The following is a 15552-nucleotide window of genomic DNA, read 5'->3' on the forward strand; positions in this document are numbered from 1 at the left end:
TAATAGCCCGATATAGAAAAAATAAAATGCCTACAGATAAATATTAGTATATTACTTTATAACTTCCCCTCTTTTATATTAAAATGATTATATGAAATTATTAAAAAGAAATAAATTATTACAAATAAATTCCCTCGATCATCTTTTTACCTGTAATACATACTAAATTAAACAATCTGAACCACCTTAATTGTCACCGTGCAAGTCTACCTATTCTATTATTTTTTCTCTTTTTAATTGAAAGGTCTTGTATTATGAAGTATTCTATCAGTTAATGGAAAAAATGTTACTAGATTCGTCTTTTATACATATTTCATTTTAGGCGCTATATTATTTAGGAGGTTTTTAAATAGATGTTAACTGCTGTCTTAATTCCGCTTATATTTGCATTTTTTGTTCCATTTATAAGCAAATATAAGCAAAAAGTACATACTGGTGTATTCGTTTTGATAATACCGTTAGGGATTTTCCTGTATTTTATTCAATTTATAGGAAAAGATTTTGCTCCTTTTATTCATGAATATAGTTGGATACCCTCATTAGGTATTAATTTTGATTTCTATTTAGACGGACTTAGCTTACTTTTTGTCCTCTTGATTAGCGGAATTGGTACGTTAGTGGTCCTATATTCCATCTTTTATTTAGATACATCCGAAAAATTAAGCCACTTTTATGTATACCTTCTTATGTTCATGTCTGCGATGCTTGGGGTTATATTATCCGATAATGTGTTTGTTCTTTATACATTTTGGGAGTTAACTTCCATATCATCCTTCCTATTGATAGGATATTGGCATCACCGAGAACGCTCCCGTTATGGTGCACAAAAATCCATGCTTATCACCATTTTTGGTGGATTAAGTATGTTGGGTGGGCTTATTTTCTTAACTGTTATTACGAATACAACTAGTATTCGTGCAATGATAAATAGTATGGATGAGATTTTAAATAGTAATTATTTACCGCTTATCATGGTGTTAATTTTATTAGGCGCATTCACAAAGTCAGCACAGTTTCCATTTCATATTTGGTTACCAGATGCAATGGAAGCTCCTACACCGGTTAGTGCCTATTTACACTCTGCAACAATGGTTAAGGCTGGCATTTACCTAGTAGCCCGGTTCTCACCTATTTTTCATGCGTATGAATGGTTCTTTATTACCGTTAGCATAATTGGAATTGTAACACTTGTCTGGGCTTCTTACATGGCGGTAAGACAAACTGACTTAAAGGCAATCCTTGCCTTTTCAACAGTTAGTCAATTAGGTATGATAATGGCCATGTTGGGCTTCGGTACAGAAGCAGCGGTATTTGCAGCAGTATTCCACATCCTGAACCATGCAACATTTAAGGGTAGTCTATTTATGATTGCTGGTATTATTGATCATGAAACAGGAACAAGAGATATTCGTAAACTAGGTGGTTTATTAACCTTTATGCCGATGTCCGCAACACTGGCACTCTTTGGAACATTTTCTATGGCAGGGGTTCCACTTCCATTCTTAAACGGATTCTATAGTAAAGAACTATTTTTTGAATCAACAACTCATTTAGACATAACTAGTAATACTTTTGCAGCAACTTTTGCAGACATCATCCCATATCTAGCTGTTTTCGGTAGTATCTTTACCTTTGTGTATTCTATGTACTTTTTCTTTGGGGTATTTATGGGACAGAAAAAACTCGACCTATTACCGAAGAAGCCACATGAGGCACCTCTTGGGATGTTACTATCACCAATCGTACTAGTTCTTGGAGTCATCATTATTGGATTATTCCCTAATATAGTAAATGGAACATTATTAACACACGCAGCAAAATCTATCAATGGTAATGTAGACTATCATGCTATTCAATTCTGGCATGGATTAAAGCCTGCATTCTTGATGTCGTTAGTAGTTGTTGGGATTGGAGCTATCTTGTTTCTTACTCTTAAAAAATGGCGCAAGATTTATTCGGTTATACCAGGTAAATTAAGTTTTAATGAGTTATATGATAAAACAATTGATATCATAGATCGATATGCTAAAAGGATTACTAATTTCTATATGACAGGCTCCCTTAAGTTGTATATGTCAATTATCCTAGGTGCAATTATCGCTTTTTCATTTCTCATCATGGTAACTACTGATGGATTTAGTCATATTACATTTAATGACCTGGCAGATGTAGAATGGATTGATTTCACTGTTATAATCGTAATGGCATTGGCTGCTATTTGTACAATTTTTGTAAATAACAAGCTAAGCCTAATTATTATTACAGGAATTGTCGGGTTTGGTATATCCATATTGTTTGTGATTTTCCGTGCTCCTGACTTAGCCTTAACACAGCTAGTAGTAGAAACGGTGTCTATGGCTCTATTCCTGCTAGCATACTATCATTTACCAGAGCTACGAAAAAGAAACGAAACAATTACCACGTCAGCTTCCAATGCTATACTCTCGCTTGGAATTGGTACACTTATTACGATGGTTGGTATTGCGGCACATAGCTCGGATTGGTTTGCGTCCATATCAGATTATTTTGTTGAAACTGCCTATTCATTAGGTGGTGGACATAATATCGTTAATGTAATTCTTGTAGATATGCGAGGACTTGATACATTATTTGAGATTACTGTGTTGGGAATTGCAGCTTTAGCCATTTATGGCCTCATTAAAGTGCGAAAGAATAAGGAGGCAGAATAATGGAGTATATTGTATTAATACTTTCTGGTATTCTATTTGCGACTGCCATTTATAATATTTTACAAAAACAATTACTGCGCATCATTATTGGAACGGTTCTAATCTCACATGGTGCCCATCTAGTTATTTTGACAATGGGTAAGTTAAAGAGAGGACAACCACCAATATTAGATGAATCTGTGACGAGTTATACAGATCCGCTTCCACAAGCGTTAATCTTAACATCAATTGTTATTAGTTTTGGAATTACGAGCTTATTACTTGTTCTAAGCTATCGCACTGCAAAAGAGAATAATACTGATAATATGGAAGAAATGAGGGGTGAATCGAATGAGTAATTTAGCAATTTTGCCGATTATCATCCCTATGTTATCCGGTATCATCGTTGCTTTTACGAATAAAAATGTGAAACTAACACGTACACTAACAAAGCTCTTTGTGATCATTAGTTTAATAGTAACAAGCTATGTTACCTATGTTGTTTTCACTGAGGGATCAATTATATTAGAAACTGGGGACTGGGTTGCACCATATGGAATTATTATGGTAGCCGATGAACTATCCATTATCCTGATTCTAACGACAAATATCATCGCAGCAACTGCAGCGTTTTATGCACCACATTCCTTATCTTTAAAACAAGAAAACCATTATTTTTACACTTTCTTTTTCCTGTTAATTACCGGTGTATCTGGTGCATTTTTAACTGGGGATTTATTTAACCTATTCGTATTCTTTGAAGTATTGTTAATGGCTTCATATGCACTAATCGTACTAGGTGGAGAACGGGTACAGCTTCGAGAGTCGATAAAATATGTATTAATTAATCTATTTTCCTCGATGCTATTCGTCACAGCAGTTGCACTCCTATATGGGGTAGTTGGAACTGTTAATATGGCACAAATAGCAGAACGGGTTGCAGAAGTTGATCAAAAAGGTATACTAACAACAATTGGTGTGTTATTATTCTTTGTTTTTGGGACAAAAGCTGCTCTATTTCCATTATATTACTGGCTACCAAGGCCATATATTGTACCAAATCCAGTTGTTTCTGCTTTATTTGGGGCTCTTTTAACAAAGGTCGGTATATACTCGATCCTTCGGGTGTTTACACTAATTTTTACACATCGTCCAGATATTACTCATGAAGCCTTTATATGGATTGCAGGTTTATCAATGTTATTTGGTGTAATCGGTGCTCTGTCTACGAATAATATCAAACTAATCATTGCCTATAATATTATTCCTGCCATTGGATTCATCATTATGGGTATTGGAATTTTTAATAAAGATGCTCTTAGTGGTTCTATCTATTATTTCGTACACGACATGATTATAAAGTCTGCCTTATTCTTATTGGTTGGCGTTATTTCTTATGTAGCAGGTACTTCCGATTTACGGAAAATGAAAGGGCTAATCCATTATTATCCTGTTTTAGGTTGGTTACTCTTTATCAGTGCCTTTGTCTTAGCAGGAATTCCACCATTCAGTGGGTTTATTGGGAAATTACTTCTACTAAAAGGTGCTCTATCCAATGATGAGGTTGCGATTACCATTATTGCATTACTTTCAAGCCTTTTAATCCTCTACTCTGTAATGAAAATATTTATTCGTGGCTTTTGGGGTGAAAAGGATGCAACCTTTAGTTTGACAAAGAAACCGGCACAAGGGCAAATCATCCCTATCGTTTGTTTATTAGCAGTATCTGTGTTTCTCGGTATAGGTGCTGAATATGTGTATCCTGCCATTGATGGTATCGCAGAATATTTACTTGATCCGGAAATCTATATAGATTCTGTGTTAAAGGAGTAATCGACTATGGCATTTCAAATCGTAATTAATATTATTATTGCAATAATGTGGATGTTTTTAAGTGAATCCTATACCTTTCCAAGCTTCATTGCCGGGTTTATTTGGGGATTTTTGTTAGTACTCTTATTAAATCGATTTTTTTCAGCTAATTTTTACGGAAGACGTGTTATGAAAATTATTAAACTAATGCTGATTTTCATAAGAGAATTACTCCTATCCAATTTAAGTATTTTAAAGCTTGTTTATACGCCAAAGCCAGAAATTGAACCAGGAATATTCGCTTTACCGCTTGAAGTGAAGAGCAATTGGGAAATAACCTTATTGGCACATCTTATTACGCTTACACCTGGGACGCTTTCTGTTGCTATATCCGATGATAGTAAGACTTTATATATTCATGCAATGGATATTGACGAAGTAAATAAATCTGTTAAAGACATAAAGGATAGCTTTGAAAAAGCAATCCTGGAGGTGACTAGATAGATGAAGGCTGCAATTCAGTTAACTGAAAATATAATTGAAATTACCGTTATAGGCTGTTCGATAATTATAGCAATATCCCTTGTACTACTTTTATATCGAATTTTAAAAGGACCGACAAATCCAGATCGTGCCGTAGGCCTTGACACAATTGGTATTAATTTAATGGCCTTGACCGGATTAATAGCTATTTACCTCTCGACACCGTATTTAAATGATATCGTCTTATTAGTAGGTATAATAGGGTTTTTAGGGACACTAGCAACAGCAAAATATGTGGAAAAGGGTGTTATCATTGACCGGGACATGGATTGAACTAGTAATAAATATAATTATTATATTATTTTTGGTTATTGGCGCTTTCATTACACTGTCAGCTTCCATTGGTATTATTCGCTTTCCCGATATTTATACAAGATTACATGCAGCAACCAAGGCTTCTACATTAGGTGTTGCCTTTATATTAATAGGTGCATTTATCTATCTATACGCAAAAGAAGGTATCATAAGTGGAAAACTACTAATTGGAATTATTTTCATAATGATAACAGCTCCAGTATCCGCCCATATGATTGGAAGAGCGGCACATCACAGTGGTATAAAGCCGATTACGAAAAATCGCACAGATGCTTATGAGGAAGCAATACAAGAACGTAATTAAATCATAAAATTTAGGATAATATACTCGTCATCTGACTTGCAAGAGGTGGCGAGTATTTCTTTATTTCGATGCTCGTATTTGTTTTTCATGGACAGACACAAGACACGCTTCGACGACATAGTGTGTTTATATAGGCTAAAGCCCAGCCTAGGCAGGAGGTGTATGTGTTTGTCCGGAATCATGAGTGTCCTTGCACTGCTAATCAAGGAAGCGCTATTCTTTGTCTCTTACGTAAAAAACCACGCATTCCCACAGCCCCTCTCATCACAGGAGGAAGCAAAATATATTGAGGAAATGCAAAACGGGAGTGAAGAAGCAAGAAATAAGCTAATTGAGCATAACTTAAGACTTGTCGCACACATAGTTAAGAAATTTGAAAATACAGGGGAAGACATGGAGGATTTAATCTCTATTGGTACCATAGGATTGATAAAAGGAATCGAGAGCTTCTCCGTTGGAAAAGGAACGAAACTTGCTACTTATGCAGCACGCTGTATTGAAAATGAAATATTGATGCATTTACGGGCTCTAAAAAAAGTTAAAAAGGATGTTTCTTTACATGACCCTATTGGGCAAGACAAAGAGGGAAATGAGATAAGTTTAATCGATATTTTAGAAGCTGAGAATGAAAATGTTATTGAGTACATCCAATTAAATATGGAAATCGAAAAAATGCAGGATTATTTTTCCATTCTAGATAAACGCGAAAAGGAAGTAATTATTTATCGTTATGGATTGAATAATAAGAAAGAATTAACCCAGCGAGAAATCGCTAAAAAACTAAATATTTCCAGAAGCTATGTTTCCAGAATAGAAAAGCGGGCTTTAATGAAAGTCTTTCATGAGTATTACCGTAAGGAACGTAAAGGATATCAAAATTAGCCAATAGTTAGCACATGGCATTCGCATAGATTGGGCGAGTGCCATAATTATAAAAAAGAGATATAAGGGCAACCCTTACATCTCTTTTAACATATGCATAATCATTTCTGAGGCATTTTTAGCAGCTTTTTCTAAAAAGGCATCAAAGGATATTGACGATTCCTTTCCTGCTATATCCGAAAGTGCACGAATAACTACAAATGGGCAACCATATTGGTGACATACTTGTGCAATCGCAGCTGCTTCCATTTCTGATGCTATCATGTTCGGAAATCTGCTACGAACATCCTTGACGCGTTCTGGATCCTCCATAAAGGAATCACCTGTTGCGATTAATCCAATTTCACCGTTTATGTCTATCGTTTCAATTGAATGAATGGCACTTTTCACTAAATCTGGATCAGACTTGAATGTTGGAGGCATTCCTGGTACTTGTCCATATGCATAGTCAAAGGCCGTCACATCAACATCATGGTGAACAACCTCAGAGGATACTACAACATCCCCGACCTCTAAGTTTGAGGAAAAACCACCTGCAGAGCCTGTATTAATAATACAGACTGGTGAAAATCGTTCTAATAAAATGGTAGTGCTCATCGCTGCATTTACTTTTCCAATACCTGATTTAAGTAATACAACATCCTTGTTGTTTAATTTGCCTTTAATAAATAGACTATTTGCTATCGTTGTTTCCTCTTTATCTGTCATTTCATTTTTTAATAGCTCAATTTCTTCATCCATTGCTCCGATGAGTCCAATTGTCATGATGATTTCCTCCCGAAATAGTACTATACGTCTTATTTTTTATCGTTATTCTTCAGTCGTTCAACTAATGTAGGCTGCCATCCTTGATTATCAATCCAGCTTATATATACACGATATATCTCTGATTCGGCTTTATTAGTTACGGTTCCTATTGCCTTTTGGTCTCCGCCATTTCCTATGAACCAGGTAATCATGTCCCCTTCTGTAAGTCCTGTAGCTAATCGAATAGCCTGCTTCATTTCCTTCCAATCTTGAGAGTCATCATCAAATTGGGTGGTATGTGGTCCTGTTTGATTGGTACCAATTGGGGACCAGTTTGCTGTATATGCCTCTATGACATTATCACTACTATCTATTGGATTTGCTGGTTCTGTTTCTACATTTTCATTTGCAAAACTTTCATCAGCTTTATCTGTATCATTTTCATTGGATTGCGATGATTCTTCTTGGTTTTGAGAGGAATTTTGTTCTGTATCCTCAGTTTCATCCGTAGTACCTGCGTCGTTATCTGCTGTCTTATCGTCTACAGTTGTTTTAGGTGCTGCAATATCATCTTTTGGTTCTTTGTCAGGTCCAAAAATCCATAAACCAATGAGAAATACAACAAGAAAACTAGCAACAATGATTAATGTAGAGATTAACTTTGTATTTTTTCGTCTTTTTTCAAATTTATTAACTCGACTATTTCTATCAAAACTACTCATTTCCTCTTCCCTCCCTATGTATACCTTATTATAGTACCATAAATTATATGCTACTAATTATATCAAATACGTTACCATCTATGCTTAAGAAGATATTCTTGCAAGACGTGGTAGAGAAAATTGAAAAGCGGGGTATTCCCCCGCTTCTAGTGTGTTATTCAACATTTACTATTTTTACCTGAATCTCTCCACCAGGAGTTGCAACCGATACCTCTTCACCAACCTCATGGCCTAATAAGCTTTTAGCCATTGGAGAGTCATTGGAAATTTTCCCTTCAAATGGATCTGCTTCTGCACTACCTACGATTGTATATGTTTCTTCTTCACCGTCTGGTAATTCCTTAAAGGTAACCGCTTTACCTAGTGACACCATATTAGGATTTAAATTATCATTTTCAATAATAACGGCATTGCGGATCATTTTTTCTACCTGAGCAATACGAGACTCAACAAATGCTTGTTCATCCTTTGCTGCATCATATTCAGAGTTCTCAGAGAGGTCACCAAAACCACGCGCGACTTTAATTCTTTCTACTACCTCTTGTCTGCGTTCTGTTTTTAAATAGAGAAGCTCTTGTTCTAATTTCTCTTTCCCCTCTTGTGTCATATAATAACTTTTTTCTACAGCCATTAAAAACAACTCCTTTTTCTATCTACTGCTAGATCAAGCTATTTATTAGCTTGGCAATATAAGTACTAAAAAATATAGCCATTTTAAAAGTATACTATCCATAACTATGGCAGAAATCACCTTAATTTTCAATACTTTTCTTCAAACTATTTTCATTATTTTTTGACAATATCTTTTCGATTTTTGTCGCCATGATATCAATTGCTACATGATTTTCTCCGCCTTCAGGAATAATGATATCCGCATAGCGCTTTGTCGGTTCAACAAATTGGAGATGCATTGGACGTACCGCATTTAAATATTGATCGATTACAGAATCTAAGGTTCTTCCTCTCTCTTTAATGTCTCTCAGTAATCGCCGGATAATGCGCAGATCAGCGTCCGTATCCACAAATACCTTTATATCCATTAAATCGACTAATCGCGGATCCTCTAAGATAAGGATTCCTTCTAGTATAATAACGTCCTTTGGTTCAACTAATATAGTCTCTTTTGATCGATTATGGACTTTGTAATCATATACCGGCTTTTCGATTTGCTGACGATTTAATAATTTATGTACATGTTTAATTAATAAATCATTATCAAATGCCAATGGATGATCATAATTTGTCTTTAATCTTTCTTCAAAGGGTAAATGACTCTGATCTTTATAATAATAATCTTGTTCAATTACAAGAATTGTTTTGTCACTAAATTGCTGGCAGATGGATCTTGTTACAGATGTTTTACCACTTCCACTTCCACCTGCAACACCTATTACTACTGGTTTATTTTGCATTCCTATTCCCCTTCCTGATTATTTTCTATAACTAATTGCTACTCCATCACCAATAGGTAGTATTGTTGTAATAAACATTGGATGATTTGCCAGCCATTCATTATACACTCTTATTTTTTCAACCATTTTGGTATAGCGAGGATGCTCAAATGCTGGATCCATTACATACCCTCTAAATAGTACATTATCAGTAATAATAAATCCATTTTTTGCGAGTAGTGGTACTGCTAATTCAAAAAAATTTTTGTATTGTCCTTTTGCTGCATCAATAAAAATACATTCAAAAGTTTGCTTAGCATCTGCCAATTCGACTAACTTATCAAGTGCATCCCCGTATAGCACATGAATACTATCCTGTTTACCTAATTTCGTTATATTTTGAATTGCTTCCTGGTAACGTACATCATCTCGTTCTATTGTGGTAATGGTTGCTTCTGGGCAAGCCTCATTCATTCGTAAGGCGGAATAACCGATTGCTGTACCGATTTCCAATATCCGTTGTGGTTTATTTAATCGAATTAATTGCATAAGAAAGTTAATTCCGATTGGGTCCATAATCGGAATACGGTCTAATTTAGCCTTCTCTTCAAGTTCTTTCACCCATTTTTCAGACTCTGGTAGATGTCTTAGTAAATATTCCTTTGAATGTTCTTCCATATTATAACCCTCATTCGTACTTATCCTTATAGGATGTATAGTTTATGCAAAAATTACACTATCTAATTATAAGCCACTGTGCTTTTACCAAAAAAACGGGAAATGTGAATATTACTTCACACTTCCTCCAAGTTTATTTAATGTATTCAGCTTTATAAGCATTATGCTCCTCTAGTGTCTTTGAATAGTAAATATTGCCTTGTCCATCATGCAAGAAATAATAGTAATCGGTTTCTTCTGGGTTGATTGCCGCTTCTAATGCATTCTCAGAGAAATTAGAAATTGGTCCAATTGGTAATCCATTAATTCGATACGTGTTAAATGGCGACTCTACTTTTGTATCAGAAATTAATACCTTGGCCTTATGTCCACCAATCGCATATAAAACAGTCGGATCCGTTTGTAGTCGCATTCCAACCTTTAAGCGATTATAGAAGATACCTGAAATTTTCTTACGTTGATCCTCCGTAACTGCTTCTTTCTCTACTACAGATGCCATCGTGACTGCTTCATGAATAGATAAGCCTTTTTCATCAATTGCATTTAAGTACTTGCCAACCACTTCTTGAGATTTATCCAGCATATTTTCTATAATTAATTCTATTGGAGGATTTTCTTCGTAGAAATCATATGTTGCTGCGAATAAATAACCTTCTAAGGAATACCTTAATTCTGGATTTAAAATATCCTCCGTTAATATTGGGTATTTCTGCATTAATTGCTTAATGTACTCTGGATCACTTGCTTTATCAATAAAGTCCTTTTCCTTCATTGGTAATTTCTTAGCATATATAGCTGCAATCTCTTCAATCGTTAAACCTTCAGGAATGGTCACCCGATAAACAGGTTCCTTAATAATACGTCCATTTTTTAATGATTCAATAATTTGGTCATAGGTCATGGATTTCGTAAACGTATACTTTCCTGCCTGAAATCCCGATTCATTTTTAAACTTTATATAAAAGCGAAATATAAGTCCATTTTTAATGATATCATTCTTCTCTAATATATCCGCAATATTAGAAGTCGAGGATCCCATAGGAATTTCAATCTGAACCCCTTTTTCATTTCCTGGGTCTACTGGCTTGAGAGCAGATTTAACGTATAAAAAGCCAGAAATTCCACCAATTATTAGGATAATTAAAAGACATGAAATCACAATTGCTACTACCTTTCGTACGGTACGAGCTTCTTCTCCCCTAGCAATTAAATTATCTTTAAAACTACCCTTATCTTTTCTATTAGACATAGTCATACCCCTCTCATCCGCTATATTATACTAAAAAAAGACATGATGTGCTAGGAGTTTATAGTAGCTAGTGATAAGGAAGGTAGAAAATAAATAGCAGTGCTCTTCTGAGTATTTCGCCATAGTTCTCAAAAAAATAGTAAGTGCAAGCTTACTGCACCTACTATTCCCATTTCTATAATTTTTATTATTCGCTTAGCTCTTCCTCTTCAGCTAGCGTATTAAGCATTTCTTCAACGATTTCCCATTCTTCATCTGACTCTATAGCAAATAGGGACAAATCGTCGTCATCTTTTTCCTCATAACGGAAGGCATACACTTCTACTTCTTCATCATTGACTTGTTCTGCCGGTACTACAGCAATATAGGAGCTCCCGGTATCTTCGACGTCAAAGGTAAACAATACTTCAAATAAATTTTCAACACCATTTTCGTCTGGAATGATGATGCGCTCTTTTTCTTCAATAGCCATTAAAAATCATTCTCCTTTTCATTTTTGGTCTAGATATCCCTGTAAAATCATCATAGCGGCCATTTTGTCAATTACCTTTTTTCGTTTTTTTCGACTTACATCCGCTTCAAGTAATACTCGTTCTGCTGCCATGGTTGTCAGCCGCTCATCCCATAATACAGTAGGTAGTTGATGTACCTTTTCAATATGATCTGCATATCGCATGGAAGCTTCTCCACGTTCCCCTATGGTACCATTCATATTTTTAGGTAGCCCTACAATAACCTTCTCTATTTTATGTTCTTCGATGATTTCTTTCAATGGTATATCTGCAGACTCTATACTATTTTCATCCCATTTAATCGTAGTTAATCCCTGGGCTGTCCATCCCAGTTCATCACTTACGGCGACTCCGATTGTTTTGGAGCCAACATCCAACCCTAATATCTTCATCTATCGATCCATGGATTGCTTTTCTAGATAGTATTTAACAAGCTCTTCGATTACCTCATCACGTTCAATTTTTCGGATTAAATTACGTGCATCGTTATATCTTGGAATATAAGCCGGATCGCCCGATAGTAAATATCCAACAATCTGGTTGATCGGATTATAACCTTTCTCTTGAAGTGCCTCATGGACAGTAAGTAGTACTTCTTTTATATCTCGATTAAATGGCTCTTCCGAAAAGTTGAATTTCATTGTTTTATCGATTGAACTCATCACGACACCCCATTCCACATTTTACCTCTAGTTCTATTCTAACATGTTTGGAAGATATATTATAATATTTTATTTGATAGAATGAAGACTATTCTCTATAAAATCATTAAGTGCGGTGATTTATTTATTGTTGCTACGTGTGCAATTGGGAAAAATATGTCTTAGTTAATTAATTTCATACAACTTTGTCTAAAAATATTTGTCAATGCGATGCGATGTGAACCCGTACCGAAAAACGTCTACTTAGACAGTACATATTTTTTTCAAATACACTCTATTTAACAGATTCATTCACATAGTCTTTTACATATGCTAGTGCAGCTGGAATTTTAGTTGCATCTTTTCCACCAGCTTGAGCCATATCAGGACGTCCACCACCGCCGCCACCACAAAGCTGGGCTGCTTGTTTAATTAAGTTTCCTGCATGTAAGCCTTTGGCCATTAAATCTTTGGAAACCCCTGCTGCTAGCTGAACTTTTTGATCATTATCGGTTGCTAATAAAATGATAGCAGAACCTAGCTTTTGCTTCAGATCATCAACCATAGCGCGCAATTGATTCATATCTTTCACATTGACCTTTTGTGCTAAGACCTGAATTCCATTTACTTCTTCTACTTGGTCAAGAATTGAAGAAGCTTCAAGATTAGATAGCTTTGCACTTAAAGAGTCATTTTCCTTTTGCAATGCTTTCATTTCATGGAAAAGTGATTCCACACGGTCAACTACCCTTTCTTCATTGGTTTTTAATAACTGGGCGGTTGAATGTAATACTGCTAGTTTTCCAGAAAGGAATTCAAAAGCATATTTGCTAGTTACTGCTTCAATACGACGAGTGCCTGCCCCGATACCCCCTTCTGAAACGATCTTAAACAAACCGATTTCAGACGTATTACGAACATGACAACCACCGCAAAGCTCTAAGCTGTACTCACCAATGCGAACAACACGAACGATTTCTCCATACTTTTCACCAAATAGAGCCATCGCACCCATTTCTTTTGCTTCCTGCAGATTTTTATAGGAAATATCCAGTGATATTGAGTTCCATATTTTTTCATTAACAATATGCTCAATTTGTTCTAGTTCTTCTTTTGTTACAGCATTAAAATGAGAGAAGTCAAAGCGTAATCGTTCGGGTGCAACTAGTGATCCTGCCTGATTGACATGTTTACCTAATACATCCTTTAATGCTTGATGTAGTAAATGTGTTGCTGTATGATTTTTTATCGTTAAGTTGCGTAGTTCTTCCTCTACTTCAGCCTGTACAGTGTCCCCAACATGTAATTCACCATTGTCAATAATTGCAAAATGGATATTTTGTTGCTTCGGTGACTTTTGAACATTGTTCACCAGTGCCTTTCCTGTGTGGGAGGAAATTATACCGTGATCTGCAATTTGTCCACCGCTTTCCGCATAGAAAGGAGTTTCTTCTAAAAAGATTAGCACCTCATCCCCAGCACCTGCAACGTCTACTAACTCACCATCTTTTATCATTGCAGCAATCTTTGTTTCTATACGTAATGTATCATACCCAACAAATTCGCTCTTCATGTCCAACTTTCCTAAAACTTCATCCTGTACATGCATGGAATCTACTTTTTGTCTTGCGTTTCTTGCACGTTCCCGTTGTTTTTCCATTTCAGCTTCATAGCCAGCTTCATCTACAGTAAACCCGAGCTGTTCTACATATTCTGTAGTCAATTCTTTTGGGAATCCATACGTATCGTAAAGGCGAAACACTTCTTTTCCAGGAAAAATGGTAGAACCTTTTTCCTTTTCCTTCTCGATAATAGCCGTTAAAATATCCAGTCCCTCATGTAATGTCTCATGGAAACGTTCTTCCTCTACTTTAATAATACTAGATATAAAATCAGCTTGATCTAATACGGTTGGGTAAAAATCCTTCATGATTGTTCCAACCGTTTCAACCAACTCATACATAAATGGCTTTTCAATACCAATTTCTTTCGCAAAACGAACAGCACGACGAATTAATCTTCGTAGGACATAACCTCTTCCATCATTAGAAGGAAGTGCACCATCACTAATTGCAAAGCTAACTGTTCGGATATGGTCAGCAATAACTTTATATGCTGTGTCACTTGCTTTATCAACACCATACTTAACATTTGCTAATTCTTCTGTCTTCTGAATAATAGGCATAAATAAATCTGTCTCAAAATTAGTTGGGACATCTTGAATAACCGATACAATACGTTCTAGCCCCATACCTGTATCAATATTTTTCTTTGGTAGAGGGGTATAAGTGTCATCTGGGTTATGGTTGAATTGAGAAAATACTAGATTCCAAACCTCCAAATAACGGTCATTTTCTCCACCCGGATAAAGCTCTGGATCGTCAGGATTATTTCCGTATTCTACTCCACGATCATAGAAGATTTCAGTATTCGGACCACTAGGGCCTTCACCAATATCCCAAAAGTTCTCCTCTAGACGAATAATCCTATCCTTTGGAATGTTTATATCATTTAACCACATATCATATGCTTCATCATCCTCTGGATGGACCGTTACAGATAGTCGTTCAGGATCCAGTCCCAACCATTTGTCACTTGTTAAAAATTCCCAAGCCCATTCAATCGCTTCTTTTTTAAAGTAATCACCAATAGAAAAGTTACCTAACATTTCAAAGAAAGTATGGTGTCTGGCGGTATACCCAACATTCTCAATATCATTGGTGCGGATTGACTTTTGTGCATTCACAATGCGGGGATTTTCTGGAATCACTCGTCCATCAAAATATTTCTTTAATGTTGCCACACCACTATTAATCCATAGTAATGTTGGATCATCCTGTGGAACTAATGACGCACTAGGCTCAACCTTATGTCCTTTTTCCTGAAAAAAATCAAGATACATTTGTCTGATCTGAGCAGATGTTAATTGTTTCATTACATTTTCCTCCTTTTTATTTAAACCGTAGAATGGCTATTAGTCGTTACCTGAGTAACCATAATCCTCAGGAAAAATAAAAAAAATCCCCTCTCTGCTCTAATGCAGGGACGAGATTATTCGCGGTACCACCCTAATTATGAACCATTAAA

The 15552-nt window shown here is 35.7% G+C and carries 17 protein-coding genes and 1 other annotated feature (1 of these 18 only partly in view); of the genes, 7 read left to right on the plus strand and 10 right to left on the minus strand.

Annotated elements, in window-relative coordinates; all coding sequences use genetic code 11:
- Positions 1 to 353: 353 nt before the first annotated feature.
- The 7 genes from HNR27_RS07205 (at position 354) to sigK (ending at position 6525) form a co-directional block, all read left to right on the plus strand.
- Positions 354 to 2690: a Na+/H+ antiporter subunit A gene (locus tag HNR27_RS07205; protein WP_429339253.1), complete on the plus strand. Its 2337-nt coding sequence runs from the start codon at positions 354 to 356 to the stop codon at positions 2688 to 2690.
- Positions 2690 to 3028, plus strand: a complete 339-nt coding sequence (locus HNR27_RS07210; RefSeq protein WP_212921097.1) for a Na(+)/H(+) antiporter subunit C — start codon at positions 2690 to 2692, stop codon at positions 3026 to 3028. The genes HNR27_RS07205 and HNR27_RS07210 overlap by 1 nt, the downstream gene beginning before the upstream one ends.
- Positions 3021 to 4502 (plus strand): Na+/H+ antiporter subunit D, encoded by a 1482-nt coding sequence (locus tag HNR27_RS07215; RefSeq protein WP_429339254.1) that lies wholly within the window; start codon positions 3021 to 3023, stop codon positions 4500 to 4502. Before HNR27_RS07210 ends, HNR27_RS07215 begins: the two co-directional genes overlap by 8 nt.
- A 6-nt stretch (positions 4503 to 4508) precedes the next feature.
- The gene (locus tag HNR27_RS07220; RefSeq protein WP_212921099.1) at positions 4509 to 4985 is read left to right on the plus strand and encodes a Na+/H+ antiporter subunit E; all 477 of its coding nucleotides are present in this window, start codon (positions 4509 to 4511) and stop codon (positions 4983 to 4985) included.
- Positions 4986 to 5297: a Na(+)/H(+) antiporter subunit F1 gene (locus tag HNR27_RS07225; protein ID WP_212921100.1), complete on the plus strand. Its 312-nt coding sequence runs from the start codon at positions 4986 to 4988 to the stop codon at positions 5295 to 5297. It abuts the gene before it with no gap.
- Positions 5278 to 5643 (plus strand): monovalent cation/H(+) antiporter subunit G, encoded by a 366-nt coding sequence (gene mnhG, locus HNR27_RS07230; RefSeq protein WP_429339255.1) that lies wholly within the window; start codon positions 5278 to 5280, stop codon positions 5641 to 5643. The genes HNR27_RS07225 and mnhG overlap by 20 nt, the downstream gene beginning before the upstream one ends.
- A 168-nt stretch (positions 5644 to 5811) precedes the next feature.
- Entirely contained in the window at positions 5812 to 6525 is a 714-nt protein-coding gene (sigK, locus tag HNR27_RS07235) for an RNA polymerase sporulation sigma factor SigK (protein WP_212921102.1), read from the plus strand.
- A gap of 75 nt (positions 6526 to 6600) precedes the next feature.
- Here sigK and mtnN read toward each other — a convergent pair whose 3' ends face one another.
- From mtnN to alaS, 10 genes are all read right to left on the minus strand, one after another.
- A complete protein-coding gene (gene mtnN / locus HNR27_RS07240; protein ID WP_429339256.1) occupies positions 6601 to 7290 on the minus strand; it encodes a 5'-methylthioadenosine/S-adenosylhomocysteine nucleosidase in 690 nt (229 codons plus the stop codon).
- A gap of 32 nt (positions 7291 to 7322) precedes the next feature.
- A complete protein-coding gene (locus HNR27_RS07245; RefSeq protein WP_429339257.1) occupies positions 7323 to 7994 on the minus strand; it encodes a YrrS family protein in 672 nt (223 codons plus the stop codon).
- A gap of 154 nt (positions 7995 to 8148) precedes the next feature.
- Positions 8149 to 8625 carry a transcription elongation factor GreA gene (gene greA / locus HNR27_RS07250; protein WP_212921105.1) on the minus strand — a complete coding sequence of 159 codons (477 nt, stop codon included), beginning with the start codon at positions 8623 to 8625 and terminating at the stop codon, positions 8149 to 8151.
- A gap of 121 nt (positions 8626 to 8746) precedes the next feature.
- A complete protein-coding gene (gene udk / locus HNR27_RS07255; protein ID WP_212921106.1) occupies positions 8747 to 9406 on the minus strand; it encodes a uridine kinase in 660 nt (219 codons plus the stop codon).
- A gap of 18 nt (positions 9407 to 9424) precedes the next feature.
- Positions 9425 to 10063: an O-methyltransferase gene (locus tag HNR27_RS07260; RefSeq protein WP_429339258.1), complete on the minus strand. Its 639-nt coding sequence runs from the start codon at positions 10061 to 10063 to the stop codon at positions 9425 to 9427.
- A 133-nt stretch (positions 10064 to 10196) separates the two neighbouring features.
- A complete protein-coding gene (gene mltG / locus HNR27_RS07265; RefSeq protein WP_429339259.1) occupies positions 10197 to 11312 on the minus strand; it encodes an endolytic transglycosylase MltG in 1116 nt (371 codons plus the stop codon).
- A gap of 187 nt (positions 11313 to 11499) precedes the next feature.
- On the minus strand, positions 11500 to 11784 hold the full coding sequence (locus HNR27_RS07270) for a DUF1292 domain-containing protein (RefSeq protein ID WP_212921109.1): 285 nt from the start codon (positions 11782 to 11784) through the stop codon (positions 11500 to 11502).
- Positions 11785 to 11802: 18 nt separating this feature from the next.
- On the minus strand, positions 11803 to 12216 hold the full coding sequence (gene ruvX, locus HNR27_RS07275; RefSeq protein WP_212921110.1) for a Holliday junction resolvase RuvX: 414 nt from the start codon (positions 12214 to 12216) through the stop codon (positions 11803 to 11805).
- On the minus strand, positions 12217 to 12486 hold the full coding sequence (locus HNR27_RS07280) for an IreB family regulatory phosphoprotein (RefSeq protein ID WP_212921111.1): 270 nt from the start codon (positions 12484 to 12486) through the stop codon (positions 12217 to 12219).
- A gap of 274 nt (positions 12487 to 12760) precedes the next feature.
- Positions 12761 to 15400 carry an alanine--tRNA ligase gene (gene alaS / locus HNR27_RS07285; RefSeq protein ID WP_429339260.1) on the minus strand — a complete coding sequence of 880 codons (2640 nt, stop codon included), beginning with the start codon at positions 15398 to 15400 and terminating at the stop codon, positions 12761 to 12763.
- A 103-nt stretch (positions 15401 to 15503) separates the two neighbouring features.
- Positions 15504 to 15552, minus strand: a binding site (T-box leader); it runs 159 nt beyond the window's last position.

Origin of the sequence: Ornithinibacillus bavariensis, from assembly GCF_050433565.1 — a bacterium.
Taxonomy (GTDB): Bacteria; Bacillota; Bacilli; order Bacillales; family Amphibacillaceae; genus Ornithinibacillus; species Ornithinibacillus bavariensis.